Below are 13,679 nucleotides of genomic sequence, written 5' to 3'. Positions count from 1 at the left end.
TTATTTGAAAACTTCTGTAGCGGTTTGTACCTATAACGGTGAAAAATTTTTACAACAACAAATTGATTCTATTCTGAATCAGACTCATCCTGTCGATGAAATCATCGTATGCGATGACGGATCGGCTGATGCTACAGTAGAAATACTAAATTCTTACAAAGAAAAATATCCCGAACTATTTCAAATTCATATCAACGAAAAAAATTTAAGAAGTGTAAAAAACTTTGAAAAAGCAATTTCTTTGTGCACCCATGAAATTATCTTTCTTAGCGATCAGGACGATATCTGGGTTGAGAATAAAGTCGAAAAATATCTGAACTATTTTGAAACTCATCCTGAAATAGAAGTCATTGCTTCTAATGGTTTTGGGATTGATGAATATGGAAAAAAGATTGACGCCTATTCTTTATGGGATATTCCTTATTTTTTACAGGAGCATAACATTCTAATAAGTTATTTTGACATTATAACAAAAATTTCTAATATTGCGACTGGTGCAACAATGGCTTTAAAAAGAGAGTTTTTTCAAAGATGTGTACCTTTTCCTGTCATAGAAAATTATCATCATGATGAGTGGTTAGCAACTTGTGCTGCATATGAAAACTCTTTTGTAATCTTACATGAAAAACTTTTTTATTACAGAATACATGTCAATCAACAAGTTGGAAATGTTTTCATAGAAAAGTCCGAGAAAAAAAAGAAAATGCTACTAAAGCCTTATGAAGTATTAATTGGAAAAAAATCTTTTTCAGCTTACAAAAAAATTTTAAAAAGATTGGCAGAAGCTCATGTAAAAAATTTATATCTTTCCAAACAACCAACATTTTTAAAAGAAATTTTTGAAGAAAACACCAAAAAAATTGAATTAGAGTACACACGCTATAAAGAAGAATTTAGAAAGGATTATCCCATCAGTTACTCAATTTTGAATTCTCTTGATTCTTTAACTCAAAAAAGAAAAATCAACTAAAATGAGTAAAAATATTGGTATAAATATTTCTGGATACATAAACAAAGTTTTAGGACTCGGAACAGCTGTAAGAGCAAACATAAACGCTATAAAATCTGCAAAAATTCCTTTTGTAGTAAATGATTTTAATTTGATCATGCCGGAGACAACTCGTGAGATCAATTTTCACCAAATTATTTCTGAAGAAAATCCTTTTGAGATAAATCTGATCCAGATAAATCCAGATAATCTTTCCAATACTTTAAAAACGGTAAGTCCAAACTATTTTAAGAATAAATACAATATTGCTTTCTGGGCATGGGAATTAGAAAATTTCCCTGAGGAGTTTATAACTTATTTTGACTTATTTAATGAAATTTGGGTTCCGAGTAACTTTTGTGCAGAAGCTATAGCAAAAGTTTCGCCTTGCCCTGTCATTAAAATTATGCATTCTATAGAAATTAAAGATACTCCTTATAAAAGAAAAGACTTTGCTCTACCTGACAATAAATTCATATTTATGACAATGTTTGATTATCATAGTTCTATCAAAAGAAAAAATCCGATAGCAACTATAGATGCTTATGAAAAAGCTTTTGGGCTAAATGATCATAAAACATTATTGATAATTAAAACGTCAATAAGCAAAGAATTCCCTGAAGATAAAAAATTGATTACTGATAGAATTATAGATAATAAAAGTATTATCTTAATCGAAGAAATTTTTGAAAATGAAAAGCTTTATAGTCTTATTAATTGTTGCGATTGTTTCGTTTCTTTACATCGTTCCGAGGGATTTGGGCTAACAATGGCAGAAGCTATGTACTTGGGAAAACCCGTTATTGCAACTGCCTATTCTGCTAATATAGAATTTATGAATATCAATAATTATTTTCCTGTAAAATATAATTTAATAAAAACTGGAAATGAATATTATTTCAGTTCCGATAAAGATTTTTGGGCAGATGCAGATATTGATGATGCCTCTCAACAAATGTCAATTGTATTTAATAACAGAGAATTAGCCCTAAGTATTGCACAAAACGGTCAAAATTATGTAAAGGAATTTTTATCACCAAAAGCTATTGGCGATAAAATAAAACATCGAGTTGAAATCATCCAAAATAATCTTATGATGATAAATTCGACTAATGAAGAAACAAAGGAGAAAATACTTTTAAGACAGGAAAACAAATCATTAAAAGAAAAACTTGATAAAATAAGGAGCCTGAAATGTGTACAACTAAAAATTAAGTTTAAAAATTTTCAAAATAAAATAAGTGGAAAAAATAAAAAATATTTTTGGGAGGACTAAATTAATCCAATTCTAAATTATTGTAAAATTCATTCTGCGTTTTCTGTTTTTCAAAACTCTTATAATGAATTAGACAAAAATTATAATCCTTAGGCATCTCTGCGATCTTTTTATATCCGTAAAAAACTTCATGAACTTTGTTCTTCCAGAATATCTTCTTATTATTTTTTAAAATTCTCGATTGATAATCTGGAAAATTAATATATCCTTTATTATTTATATCCCATTTCATTTTTTGGATATAATCCGCTGTAATACCGTCCACAATATTTATTCTCGGCACATAGAAACAATCTATATTGCTTTTATTACGTAAATAATCTTTAAGATTTTTTATAAGATATTCCGTAGGATACTCATCTGCATCTATTTGAAATAAATATTTCTTTTTGGCAGCCTTTATAAGGTTATTTTTAAATGAAGCGAAATCGCCATCAAGACAAGCTTCAATTCTTATAATTTTTTCTCCGTATTTATCTAAAATAGCGGTAACCTTTTCATCTTTTCTTGTAATATCCTGCAAAACTATGACCTCGTCTTTTTTATCAATCAGAGGGAGTAAAATATCCAATAGTCTTGTAATCTCTTCAGCTTCATTATTTACAGTAATCGCATAGGAGATAGCAGGCAGGGGTAATATTTTTCTTAGCAGTTTCATTAAATTTCAAGGTTTTTAAAGATCATCGATTTTTCTATACCTTGTGGTTTGTTAAAGAATATTAAAGGACGATAGGGTTTTATAATTTTCAAAAACGATTTAATAAAAATACTGGGGTTTAGATAATTTTTCTTATTTTCTTTGATAATAGAAGAAAGATCTAAAATTGTGTTGAGTGTTTTGCCATTAAAAGACTGCCCATCAACAAAAATCATAACATCATGATGTTGAATTTTTGTGTGCGGTTTTACTCTCTCTTTCAGATCAAATTTTGTTAAATTTTGCTCTTTTTCAATATATTCGTCATAAGAAAAATCCACATAAATAGTATTTGCATAAGGTTCTAATTCATACAATTGTGCGAAATTCCCTTTTTTTAAAATTATACCTATGTCATATTTCGTAGAAATTTCTGAACTGCTTTTACTGCCCCATTTTCTGATAAAATTTCTTTTAGATCTTTGTTCAATTGCTTCTGTTTTACTTTTGTACTCTTCAGAAAATCTTGAAGTTTTACTTACAAAATGATAAACCAAAGCATTGTGTAACTGAACAGTTCTTAAACCCAATAATTTTAAACGTATAATTAAATCATCATCTTCACAGAACATCGGATTAAAGAGGTTATCTAATCCTCCGATTTCTAACAATGTTGATCTTTTAGCACATAAAAAGAAAGAAATATGGTTTGTAGGAGTAGTTAAATTATTCGAAGCAGTGAGATAACTTTCTTCAAAATCGAAAAATTTTTGCGCATCAAATGTTTCAATAGCTTCCCCAAAATCCTGATTTAATTTCCAATCACGGAAATCTCCTGTAAAAATTGGTGGCTCTATGACTTTATAAAAATTTATTTCATTTTCTAATAAGCCTTTCTCAAGATTATTTAGAAAATACTTTCCTAAAACCATATCATTATGCAAAAAACAAACATATTCTCCAGTTGAAAGCTTGGTCGCTTTATTATAAGTATCAGACAATGTCTTACTTTCATCAGAGTAAAAATATTTTAGATTTTGGTCTTGAAGTTGATCTAACCATTCGTGCGTTCCGTCTGTGCTTCCAAAGCTAACAAAAACTATTTCCACATTTGGATATATTTTCCTTACGTTTTCGTAAAAAAAAATGGTATACTTCAGATTATTTTTCAGGCCAATTAAGAAAGATACTTCTTTTTTCATTCGGCAAGTTTAGTCTCTGTGATATTCATCCTCAAGCCTCACAATATCGTCCTCGCCGAAATACGTTCCGGTCTGTACCTCAATAAATACAACCGGCTTATCCGAAAGGTTCATTATTCTGTGTTTGGCGCCAAGAGGTATAAAAATACTTTCACCGTAAGATAAACTGATCTCCTTATCATCCAGAACGATGGTAGCATCACCTTCAATGATTGTCCATTGTTCCTGTCTTTTGTGATGATACTGGTAAGATAATTTCTGTCCCGGATTTACTTCTATTCTTTTCAGCTTATAATGTGGCTCATCCGCTAAAACATAATATTTTCCCCAAGGTCTTTCTCCGATTTCTAGCATATCTTTCTAATAATTTTTAGCGAATGTAGTTAAAATATTTTTTCAATACCAAAAGTGATATTAAATTTTCAACATTTTTATCATTAAACTGCGCTCTGTATTCTTTGGCATTTCGTATTATTTCCAAAGCTTCATTTTCATGATCGATATAATATTGGAGCTTTTCCTCAAAATTTTCATAATTCTCATCTATCCCGATAAAATGTACATCCGGTTTTAAAGTTCCTTCCATATACCATGTTTCCATTTTTAAAGGAGGAGAAACAGCAATGGAATTCGAAGACATGATCCACTTTAAATTTGTCGCAACATCATTTCCTTCAAGACTCAGAATAAATTTATTCTTCAGATGTTCCCCGATCGAAATCTTAGGTTTTATCCATTCCTGATTTCCGTTTTTGTTTACCTGTCCCAGATCACAAAGCGGATTGTGAAAATATTTTTCATAAAATCTTTTTCGGTGTTCCTGATGAACTGCCGCTCTTCCGATCATGATATTTTTCTTTTCAGAAAAATTAAGATTATCCTTTACTGATACGAAATGTCTTGCTTTGTCCAGATTCAGTAAAATATTGTTTTCATTATTTCCGTGAATAGGACGGCTTTTCGTTATTTTGGGAAAATCAAGGATGGTATTGACATCACCAAATGCAAAATCAATCTTTAAATCTTTCGGAAAATATCTTGCATACTCATAGGTATCAAAATAATAGGCTTTCGGAGTTTTGGGCTTCAAAAGATCTGCAATCGTAGTTCCGGAATGATTTACCAGAGTTTCAACGGAAATTTTATTGTAATAGTCTACTCTTTTTTCAACAGTTTTAAGCTGTTCTTTGGAGACTGTTTTATGGAGATCATCAATTTTTTTTTCAAAAGATTGTACAGGAAATAATCCTCGTGCAAATCCCTTAATATAAAAAGATAACTTATTCTGTTTTTTAACTTGTGCCATGGTGAATTTAAAACTCCACAAAAATACAGCATTATATCTGTTATTTTTCGAAAAGGAAATTATTTTAATTGATTTTTATTATCCTAAAATTAAATCATTCAAATACATGATTAAAATTACTTTATCGCAAATAAATGTACCTTTTTATATTAGTTTAAGTAAATTTGCAAAAATTTTTATTTAAAATGGACAAAGTAAGAGTACGTTTTGCTCCAAGTCCTACGGGACCTTTACATTTAGGAGGCGTAAGAACCGCATTATACGATTATCTTTTTGCTAAAAACCAAGGAGGTGAATTTGTATTGAGAATTGAAGATACAGATACCGCAAGATACGTTGAAGGAGCAGAAGAATACATTGAAGAAGCCCTTGAATGGTGTGGAATTATTGCCGACGAAAGCCCGAAAAAAGGAGGTAAATTTGCACCTTACAGACAATCTGAAAGAAGAGACATTTATGACAGATATACAGAGCAGATCTTAAAAACAGATTATGCTTATATCGCTTTTGATACCGCTGAAGAATTGGACGAGATCCGTGCTGAATATGAGGCAAGAGGAGAAGTTTTTTCTTATGACAATAAATCCAGAAACCGTTTGAGAAACAGCATTGCACTTTCTGAAGAGGAAGTTCAGAAATTGCTGGATGAAAAAACGCCGTATGTAGTGAGATTCAAAATGCCAATCGACAGGACATTAAATCTTGTAGACATCATCAGAGGAAATTCATCTGTGAACACCAATACTTTAGATGACAAAGTTTTGGTAAAAAACGACGGAATGCCGACTTATCATTTCGCCAACATCATCGATGACCACGAAATGAAAATTTCTCACGTTATCCGTGGTGAAGAATGGCTGCCTTCTCTGGGACTGCATACTTTATTATATGAAGCAATGGGTTGGGAAGCGCCTCAGTTTGCCCATCTTTCTTTGATTTTAAAGCCTGAAGGAAAAGGAAAATTAAGCAAAAGAGATGGCGATAAATTCGGGTTTCCTGTCTTTCCTTTGAATTTTACAGATCCTGCAACAGGAAATGTTTCCAAAGGATACAGAGAAAGCGGATATCTTCCTGAAGCATTTATCAATATGGTTGCGCTTTTAGGCTGGTCTCCTGCAGACGATAAAGAAATTTTATCTCTGGATGAAATGGCAAAAGAATTTGATCTGAATAAAGTTCATAAAGCCGGGGCAAGATTCAGCAAAGAAAAAGCAGAATGGTTCAATCATCAGTACATCCAGAAAACTTCGGATGATGAATTATTGAATATTCTTAAAAATTCAGATTTAAATTTAACATTGTCAGACGACAAACTGTTAAAAGTGATTAAGCTGATGAAGGAAAGAGCTGCTTTCCCGAAAGACATCTATGAAAACGGAAAGTTTTTCTTCGAAGCCCCCACTTCTTATGACGAAAAAGCATCTAAAAAAGCCTGGAATGATGAAACTTCGGCAATTTTAGGGGAATTGGCTTCAAATCTTGAAGGAGCTGCTTTTAATGCTGAAAATCTTAAGCAAACGGTTCATGATTTCGCGGAAAATAAAGGTCTGGGAATGGGTAAAGTGATGATGCCTTTACGTTTATCGTTGGTAGGAGAACTGAAAGGACCAGATGTTCCGGACATTATGGAACTTCTTGGAAAAGAGGAGACTATCTCCAGAATAAACAATGCAGTAAATAATTTTAAATAGTTTTTGATAATTTTTCATAAATTTGAAAGATTTAATTTACTTCAAGAATGGAATATTTAAGTTTCGAACTTCCTATAAAAGAATTAATGGACCAATACCAAACCTGTTCTTTAGTAGGAGAAGAAAGTGGTGTTGATGTAAAATTAGCATGTAGCCAGATCGAGGATAAAATCATAGAAAAGAAAAAAGAAATCTATGGAAATCTTACCCCTTGGCAAAGAGTACAACTTTCCCGTCATCCGGATCGTCCTTATACACTGGACTACATCCACGGAATGGTGGATAAAGGCAGTTTCTTAGAACTTCACGGAGACAGAAATTTCGCAGATGATCCTGCCATGATCGGTGGTTTAGCAACCCTGGACGGTCAGAAAGTAATGATCATCGGAACTCAGAAAGGAAGAACTACAAAAGAAAGACAGCACAGAAGATTCGGAATGCCGAATCCTGAAGGATACAGAAAAGCTTTAAGACTGATGAAGCTTGCAGAAAAATTCAGAATTCCTGTAATCACTTTGGTAGATACACCGGGAGCTTATCCTGGTCTTGAAGCAGAAGAAAGAGGACAGGGAGAAGCTATTGCAAGAAATATTTTTGAAATGACGATGCTTAAGACTCCTATTTTCACCTACATTATTGGGGAAGGAGCGAGTGGCGGAGCATTAGGAATTGGTGTAGGAAACAAAGTATATATGTTGGAAAACACTTGGTATACGGTAATTGCACCGGAAAGCTGTTCATCCATCCTTTGGAGAAACTGGGATCATAAAGAAGATGCGGCAAACGCTCTGAACCTGACTCCGAAAGATGCTTTAAGAGAAAAATTCATCGACGGAATTGTGGAAGAACCTCTCGGAGGCGCGCATTACGATCCGGAAACAACGTATCTGAACCTTAAAAATTCAATATTGCAGAACATTAAAGCCTTTTCAAAATTCACTGGAAAAGAACTTGAAACCCAGAGACAGGAGAAATTCATCGCGATGGGGCAATTTAAAGGATAAAATATAAAACCGGTTAAGAAAATTTTTCTTAACCGGTTTTTATTTTTATTGTACAAAACAAAGATTAACTTTCACTATTGCTTGGTAAAGATTAAATCTTTTGTTTCTGGTAGGCAAATCAGGGGAAAGATTAGTAGTAGTATCAACTTAATAAATTTTGTTATTTATTCTTTTCAGAAATCTCTTTCCAGAGTTTTACTAAATCTTCCGCATATCTTCCCATAATAGGTATTGCCTTTCCGTTTTCTATTTTAAAGTATTTTTCAGGGAATTTGAATTTTTTCAACTGTTCAATTTGCTCATCAGATGGATTTTTAGTCGTCTTTAATACATCAAAAGCTACGGATTTATCGAAAAGAATATTTACAGGAGTAAATTGATCAGATTTATAATATGGTTCCATGTAAGTGTCTACAGGACTTGCCCATCTTCCGTTTTTTGTTTTATACACTGGAAAAAATTGATATTTAAGCTGAATTAAATCTCCACAATATTCCCCAATAAAGATTAAAACATTTTCATAATGTTGAAACATGTATTCATATTTACTATTATGATCATATGCCGTAAAAATAATTTCTTTCTCAGGATAATGATCTTCAAACTCCTGTTCGATTTTATATTCAGCCTTATATTCACTGTCCATCATTTCTCCACAATATTTAGAAGTATCTACAGAAGAAACATTTATTTTTTTTCCAATGAAAATATATAGTTTTGATGGTTTATCCTGATTACATTCTTTATTGGGTATACAAGGTGAACGCTTTAAATTCACCTTAATTTTATTTTTTACAATATCTTCAATTTTATATTTTTGGGTGGTATATTTTCTCTTATAAAAATATAACGTATCTGTAAGGCTTTGCTGTTATTGTATAGTTTCCAATAGAATCAGGATATGTAAAGAGATTTTGATTATGAATCAATTCGTCATATTTATCCCAATGTTTTTCTTTAAATATTGAGTCTTTAAAAGCTCTGTCCCTAAACTTCCTTACGGTATCATTAACACTAATGGCAATACCATTTGTCCCTAATGAATCTTTAACAACACCTTTAAAAGTTACCGTTTGAGAATTATAAAAATTCATTATTAAAACTAATAGAATCAGACAGAATTTTAATAATATTGGTCTCATATATCATCTTTTGAAAAAGCCTCTGGAGAGGCTTATATTATTGTTTTGTAAAGATTAAATCTTTTGTTTCTGGTAGATAAATAGTTGTATCTGTTGCCGGCGGACATTTACTACTATCTATGATTGTGCTATTAGGAATATATTCCCATGAAAGTTGTGTAGAGTTTATTTTTTTTAAATAAATACTCCCCCAACCGACTCCACAATTAGTTCCTCCATAATAAAATAAAATTTTATTGCCGTTATCTTCTCCCCATAAACTATTAATAGTGTGTCTTATTTGTTCTGGTGAAATGTTCATATTTTGCGTATCTTGTTCAATTACATACGAACTATTTTTTATAATATATTTTACAGTAAGTATGTCTCTATAGTATTTATACTTACTTCCATTAAAGAACTTGTGATCTTCTTTAGTAATAAAGATTGTAACTATTTTGCCATTAAAATTTGTTTTCCAAGTTCCCACATATGAATCCAATTCATGGTTTATGTCCTTTAAATAAGAGTTTTGAGGTATCTCTGTATAGTCAGTTTTAAGAGGATAAATTTGTTGTGCTTTACACGAGAAAACAAAAAGTAATACAAAACATATTACTGTTGATTTTTTTTGCAATATTTTTTTCATTGTCTATCATTTTTATGAACAAGGAATATCTGATCTTGTTCCATCATTATTTTTTATTATAGTATTTATCATTCCATTATTATCAATTCTTTGCAAAGTAACTTTTCCTTCAAGATTCATATCTTTCAAAGCACTGAAAAATAATTTTTCTAAACCTGTTTGTCCGAGCGAGTTGTATAAACCATATCTTGTTTGAAAGTCCTTTTTAATTTCATCTATTTCATTTTGTGAAAAACTTGTTAAGGCATCCTGATAATTTCCATTGAAGTACATTACATAATGAAAGCCATTTGGAGCTACCATTCCTAGAAATGCATTTGAAGGATCTCCATAATTTCCTTGTGCCAATGCAAATTGAAGCAATTGTTCTATATCAGCTGGAGAAAACATTTCAGTCCCTGTAGTATGATTATGATATCCTCCCTGAAATCCTGTTTTATCACCAAAATCTACTTCATGTTTTCCTCCTACAATAAGGTTAGATGTTGTACCGTCTGCTTTAAATTTATACGCATTTTCTAAACTTCCGGTAGATTTTGTCTTCAGATCATCAATTTTCGCCTTAATTGCCGTATTATTTATAATATTTTTCGTTTTCTCGCAGGGCGTCTGGTTATTAGGATTATTCGGGTCATTATTTCCACTTCCTCCACCACCGCCGTAGTCGTAGCCTCCGCCACCGTTATCTTCCCATCCCGGACCGGAATAATCTAGAAAGTTATAACAATTGGTATAGTAGTTGGTTTCCCAATAACCTCCCGCATTAGGATTAGACTCGTTATCAGGATACCACATGGATATCGTTTTGGTTATACAAACTATCCCTTTCTGTGTGTTTGTTTTGGTGTTATCCGCTTCTGTTTTGTACCGGGTATATTTTCCGTAGATGATGTTCTGGAAAAAAGCCTCATTGGTTTCAGAATTTTCGTAACGGAAGTAAACTTTTTTATCGAACCTTGCGCAAGCCAATGTATTTACTACTTTACCATTCTCTATGATGGGAACCACCATAAAAGATTCATCATATCTTCCCATACTCATGGCATAATCCCAGTCTGGAGTTCCGGAAAATTTCTTGATGTTGTCCTCATGTTCGGAGTAAATTTTCATTACATTTTTAATGTACTTTTCATCTTCTTTCCAAAGACTTTTAGAATGGTACTCTGCAGATGCAGGATCGGAAGAAGAATAAATCTCATCGTGCACACAGGAGTGCAGAAGAAAAAGAAACACTGCCATGAAGGACAGCCACGAAATCATTTTTTTCGTCATAGTTATTTGTTGTTTTTTTAATGGGTTAAATATACTGTTTTTTTAAATTACTCTACAAATATGTGAAAAATAACACTTCCCCAAAAACCTATATTTGCATAAAATTACCCGATTATCGGGTAAAGCCTGTGATTTGAAATAATTTTCTATATTTGTTTTAAATATTTATACCGATGACAAATACCGTAGCTGAGAAAATAAAAAGATTAAGAAAATCCAAAGGGTTTTCTCAGGATGATATGGCAGATAAACTACACATTTCCCAGTCTGCCTATGCACGCATAGAAAGCGGGGAAAGCAATTCATGGGTACATCATATTGAAAAATTAAGTGAAATTTTTGAAATAAAACCTGAGAACTTTCTTACGGATGAAGCCAATAATCTTGAACAAGAAAATACAGATCAAAAAGGAGGAATGGCATTTCAATTTGTAGGCACTATTAATACTATAAATTCCTTATCAGAAAAGGTAATTGAACTCTACGAAGAACGTATAAAAGAATTAAAGGAGCAGGTAGAATTCTGGAAAGATCAGGCTGGAAACTCCAACAATCCTGTAAATTAAAAAACCGGTTAAGAAAAATTTTCTTAACCGGTTTTTTTTAGCTCTTTTCTCTATTCAATTATTCACTCAGATTCAGCTCGATCTCAATATCTTTGTTTATCTTTTTCAGGGACGAATATTTGGCATCACACACCATTGTGGTTAAAATATATTCTCCTTTTTCTACCAATAAAAAGTTTTGTCCGTTTGCCGGAACACCCAGATTATAATATTTTTTCCCATTGATCTTTACAATCAGATTACATTTAGACCTGTTTTTAATATTGATATACGCTTCCTTATCCATCGGATCATTATTAAAAAGATGGGTTAACATGGCTGCTGTCTTTTTATTCTGTTCACTTGCTCCGGAAGATTTTTTATTCGATCCGGAAACACTCGCGTAGTTTACCGTTCTTTCCGCTTTAGAAGCATTGGCTGCAATGGTTTTAGAATTGTTCAGGCTGTTGTTATCCAAAACCATCTGTTTTATTTTATCTTCACTTAAGGGTTTAATGGTTGGCTTGGCTTCAGGAGAATTTCCTGCCGTGATGATGGCAATCAGTTTTCTTTTGAAATAATCTGTTTTGGCATGTCCGGGATTTTGTTTCAGAAATCCTGCAATCACTCTTGCTTCCGCAGTGGTTTCCGCATCACTTTCTGTATAGATGATGGCAGTTTCCTTTTCTACGATGCCTTTGGATTTCGTTTTTTTCTTTTTTTGCGAAAACCCGAGAGTGAAAATGCATAGAAATATGAGGAGAAATATTTTTTTCATTAAGTAAACATTTAAAAATTTATTAAATATACAAATAACGCAAAAAGTCATTTTTTAGTTTATCATTAAAATCATTATCTTTGCATCGCTTTAAAATTAAGCTAAAAATTAATACTAATCTTAAATAAAAAAAATAATAGATATTATGTCTTATACACCAGCTGCTGCAGACGTAGCAAAATTGAGAAACCAAACAGGTGCAGGTATGATGGACTGCAAAAAAGCTTTAGTTGAAGCTGAAGGAGATTTCGAAAAAGCGGTAGATATCCTTAGAAAAAAAGGACAGAAAGTTGCTGCTAACAGAGCTGACAGAGAGTCTACTGAAGGTGCAGTAATCGCTAGAGTAAACGAAGATAACACGTTAGGTGCTATTATCTCTTTAAATTGTGAGACTGACTTCGTAGGTAAAAACGAAGCTTTCATCGAACTAGCTTATGAATTGGCTGAAATGGCAATTTTTGCTGCTTCTAAAGAAGAATTATTGGCTACAGATTTCCACGGAATCACTGTTGCTGAAAAATTAATCGAGCAAACAGGTGTTATCGGTGAAAAAATCGAGATCGGTGCATTCGAAAGAATTACAGGTCCTTATTTAGGAGCTTACATCCACGCTGGAAACAAAATCGCAGCCATCACTTCTCTTTCTGCAAAAGTAGACGGAGCAGACGAAGTTGCAAAATCTGTTTCTATGCAGGCTGCTGCGATGAACCCAATTGCTCTTGACGAAACTTCTGTTTCTCAGGAAACCATCGATAAAGAATTAGAAATCGAAAGACACAAACTTGTAGAAGAAGGTAAACCGGCAAACATTATCGATAATATCCTTAAAGGTAAAATGCAGAGATTCTACAAAGACAATACTTTGGTACACCAAGATTTCATTAAAGACAGCTCTATGTCAGTTGCTGACTATGTGAAGTCTGTAAATGCAGATCTTAAAGTAACAGGATTTATCAGAATCAGCTTATAATCTTTTTAAGATTAAAAATATTAATCCCGGTGATTTTTTCATCGGGATTTTTTTATGCCGAAAACAGCGAACCTTCTAAATATTAACGTATTATTAAATATTTAAAAATTACATTAAATGGAGTTATTTAGATAAAAATCATCATAAAAAATTGATTATTAATGCTTAGATTTGCAGCCCTTATTATTAGACATGAAAAAATTTCTACTAATCTTTTGCTCTTTTTTTTATTTAATTCTT

15 protein-coding genes are annotated in these 13,679 nt (G+C 32.1%); 6 read left to right on the top strand and 9 right to left on the bottom strand.

Annotation, left to right across the window (positions count from 1 at the left end):
* The first annotated feature begins 4 nt into the window (after positions 1-4).
* Positions 5-970, top strand: coding sequence for a glycosyltransferase family 2 protein (locus AC52CF_RS01305; RefSeq protein ID WP_214587421.1), 966 nt, complete (start codon positions 5-7; stop codon positions 968-970).
* A 1-nt stretch (position 971) separates the two neighbouring features.
* On the top strand, positions 972-2,264 hold the full coding sequence (locus AC52CF_RS01300) for a glycosyltransferase (protein WP_214587422.1): 1,293 nt from the start codon (positions 972-974) through the stop codon (positions 2,262-2,264).
* Between the two features lies 1 nt (position 2,265).
* On the opposite strand, the gene AC52CF_RS01295 is transcribed toward AC52CF_RS01300, so the two are convergent.
* From AC52CF_RS01295 to AC52CF_RS01280, 4 genes are read right to left on the bottom strand one after another with little or no spacing between them, the layout of a single operon-like run.
* Positions 2,266-2,922, bottom strand: a complete 657-nt coding sequence (locus AC52CF_RS01295) for a glycosyltransferase (protein WP_214587423.1) — start codon at positions 2,920-2,922, stop codon at positions 2,266-2,268.
* Positions 2,922-4,103, bottom strand: a complete 1,182-nt coding sequence (locus AC52CF_RS01290) for a glycosyltransferase family 2 protein (RefSeq protein WP_214587424.1) — start codon at positions 4,101-4,103, stop codon at positions 2,922-2,924. Before AC52CF_RS01290 ends, AC52CF_RS01295 begins: the two co-directional genes overlap by 1 nt.
* Before the next feature lie 9 nt (positions 4,104-4,112).
* On the bottom strand, positions 4,113-4,457 hold the full coding sequence (locus AC52CF_RS01285) for a phosphomannose isomerase type II C-terminal cupin domain (RefSeq protein ID WP_214587425.1): 345 nt from the start codon (positions 4,455-4,457) through the stop codon (positions 4,113-4,115).
* A gap of 16 nt (positions 4,458-4,473) precedes the next feature.
* Positions 4,474-5,409, bottom strand: a complete 936-nt coding sequence (locus tag AC52CF_RS01280; RefSeq protein ID WP_214587426.1) for a glycosyl transferase family 90 — start codon at positions 5,407-5,409, stop codon at positions 4,474-4,476.
* Between the two features lie 185 nt (positions 5,410-5,594).
* On the opposite strand from AC52CF_RS01280, the gene gltX reads away from it, so the two are divergent.
* Together gltX and AC52CF_RS01270 are read left to right on the top strand one after the other, a co-directional pair.
* The gene (gene gltX / locus AC52CF_RS01275) at positions 5,595-7,100 is read left to right on the top strand and encodes a glutamate--tRNA ligase (protein WP_496517746.1); all 1,506 of its coding nucleotides are present in this window, start codon (positions 5,595-5,597) and stop codon (positions 7,098-7,100) included.
* Positions 7,101-7,147: 47 nt separating this feature from the next.
* Complete coding sequence (locus tag AC52CF_RS01270; protein WP_076390571.1) at positions 7,148-8,104, top strand: acetyl-CoA carboxylase carboxyltransferase subunit alpha; 957 nt, start codon at positions 7,148-7,150, stop codon at positions 8,102-8,104.
* A gap of 160 nt (positions 8,105-8,264) precedes the next feature.
* Here the strand turns inward: AC52CF_RS01270 and AC52CF_RS01265 are convergent, their stop codons facing one another.
* The 4 genes from AC52CF_RS01265 to AC52CF_RS01250 are packed head-to-tail and all read right to left on the bottom strand — an operon-like array spanning position 8,265 to position 11,146.
* Positions 8,265-8,882 (bottom strand): hypothetical protein, encoded by a 618-nt coding sequence (locus tag AC52CF_RS01265; RefSeq protein WP_496517745.1) that lies wholly within the window; start codon positions 8,880-8,882, stop codon positions 8,265-8,267.
* Positions 8,883-8,940: 58 nt separating this feature from the next.
* Positions 8,941-9,246: a hypothetical protein gene (locus AC52CF_RS01260; protein WP_496517744.1), complete on the bottom strand. Its 306-nt coding sequence runs from the start codon at positions 9,244-9,246 to the stop codon at positions 8,941-8,943.
* A 37-nt stretch (positions 9,247-9,283) separates the two neighbouring features.
* Positions 9,284-9,874, bottom strand: coding sequence for a DUF6705 family protein (locus AC52CF_RS01255; protein WP_214587429.1), 591 nt, complete (start codon positions 9,872-9,874; stop codon positions 9,284-9,286).
* A gap of 12 nt (positions 9,875-9,886) precedes the next feature.
* Complete coding sequence (locus AC52CF_RS01250) at positions 9,887-11,146, bottom strand: hypothetical protein (RefSeq protein ID WP_214587430.1); 1,260 nt, start codon at positions 11,144-11,146, stop codon at positions 9,887-9,889.
* Between the two features lie 173 nt (positions 11,147-11,319).
* On the opposite strand from AC52CF_RS01250, the gene AC52CF_RS01245 reads away from it, so the two are divergent.
* Positions 11,320-11,712 carry a helix-turn-helix domain-containing protein gene (locus AC52CF_RS01245; protein ID WP_214587431.1) on the top strand — a complete coding sequence of 131 codons (393 nt, stop codon included), beginning with the start codon at positions 11,320-11,322 and terminating at the stop codon, positions 11,710-11,712.
* A 58-nt stretch (positions 11,713-11,770) separates the two neighbouring features.
* Here the strand turns inward: AC52CF_RS01245 and AC52CF_RS01240 are convergent, their stop codons facing one another.
* Positions 11,771-12,469, bottom strand: a complete 699-nt coding sequence (locus tag AC52CF_RS01240) for a DUF6759 domain-containing protein (protein ID WP_214587432.1) — start codon at positions 12,467-12,469, stop codon at positions 11,771-11,773.
* A 145-nt stretch (positions 12,470-12,614) separates the two neighbouring features.
* Here AC52CF_RS01240 and tsf point away from each other — a divergent pair, with 145 nt between their 5' ends.
* Positions 12,615-13,439, top strand: coding sequence for a translation elongation factor Ts (gene tsf / locus AC52CF_RS01235; RefSeq protein WP_116100114.1), 825 nt, complete (start codon positions 12,615-12,617; stop codon positions 13,437-13,439).
* The last annotated feature ends 240 nt before the right edge of the window (positions 13,440-13,679 follow it).

This window comes from Chryseobacterium sp. 2P (assembly GCF_059579425.1).
This window is presented reverse-complemented; position numbering and strand designations above follow the sequence as displayed.

What these genes read in the sequence shown, in the direction of transcription:
- AC52CF_RS01300 (WP_214587422.1), top strand. Translation starts at nt 972, where the DNA reads ATGAGTAAAAATATTGGTATAAATATTTCTGGATACATAAACAAAGTT.
- AC52CF_RS01255 (WP_214587429.1), bottom strand. Translation starts at nt 9,874, where the DNA reads ATGAAAAAAATATTGCAAAAAAAATCAACAGTAATATGTTTTGTATTA.
- AC52CF_RS01260 (WP_496517744.1), bottom strand. Translation starts at nt 9,246, where the DNA reads ATGAGACCAATATTATTAAAATTCTGTCTGATTCTATTAGTTTTAATA.
- gltX (WP_496517746.1), top strand. Translation starts at nt 5,595, where the DNA reads ATGGACAAAGTAAGAGTACGTTTTGCTCCAAGTCCTACGGGACCTTTA.
- AC52CF_RS01295 (WP_214587423.1), bottom strand. Translation starts at nt 2,922, where the DNA reads ATGAAACTGCTAAGAAAAATATTACCCCTGCCTGCTATCTCCTATGCG.
- AC52CF_RS01280 (WP_214587426.1), bottom strand. Translation starts at nt 5,409, where the DNA reads ATGGCACAAGTTAAAAAACAGAATAAGTTATCTTTTTATATTAAGGGA.
- AC52CF_RS01250 (WP_214587430.1), bottom strand. Translation starts at nt 11,146, where the DNA reads ATGACGAAAAAAATGATTTCGTGGCTGTCCTTCATGGCAGTGTTTCTT.
- AC52CF_RS01270 (WP_076390571.1), top strand. Translation starts at nt 7,148, where the DNA reads ATGGAATATTTAAGTTTCGAACTTCCTATAAAAGAATTAATGGACCAA.
- tsf (WP_116100114.1), top strand. Translation starts at nt 12,615, where the DNA reads ATGTCTTATACACCAGCTGCTGCAGACGTAGCAAAATTGAGAAACCAA.
- AC52CF_RS01245 (WP_214587431.1), top strand. Translation starts at nt 11,320, where the DNA reads ATGACAAATACCGTAGCTGAGAAAATAAAAAGATTAAGAAAATCCAAA.
- AC52CF_RS01290 (WP_214587424.1), bottom strand. Translation starts at nt 4,103, where the DNA reads ATGAAAAAAGAAGTATCTTTCTTAATTGGCCTGAAAAATAATCTGAAG.
- AC52CF_RS01285 (WP_214587425.1), bottom strand. Translation starts at nt 4,457, where the DNA reads ATGCTAGAAATCGGAGAAAGACCTTGGGGAAAATATTATGTTTTAGCG.
- AC52CF_RS01240 (WP_214587432.1), bottom strand. Translation starts at nt 12,469, where the DNA reads ATGAAAAAAATATTTCTCCTCATATTTCTATGCATTTTCACTCTCGGG.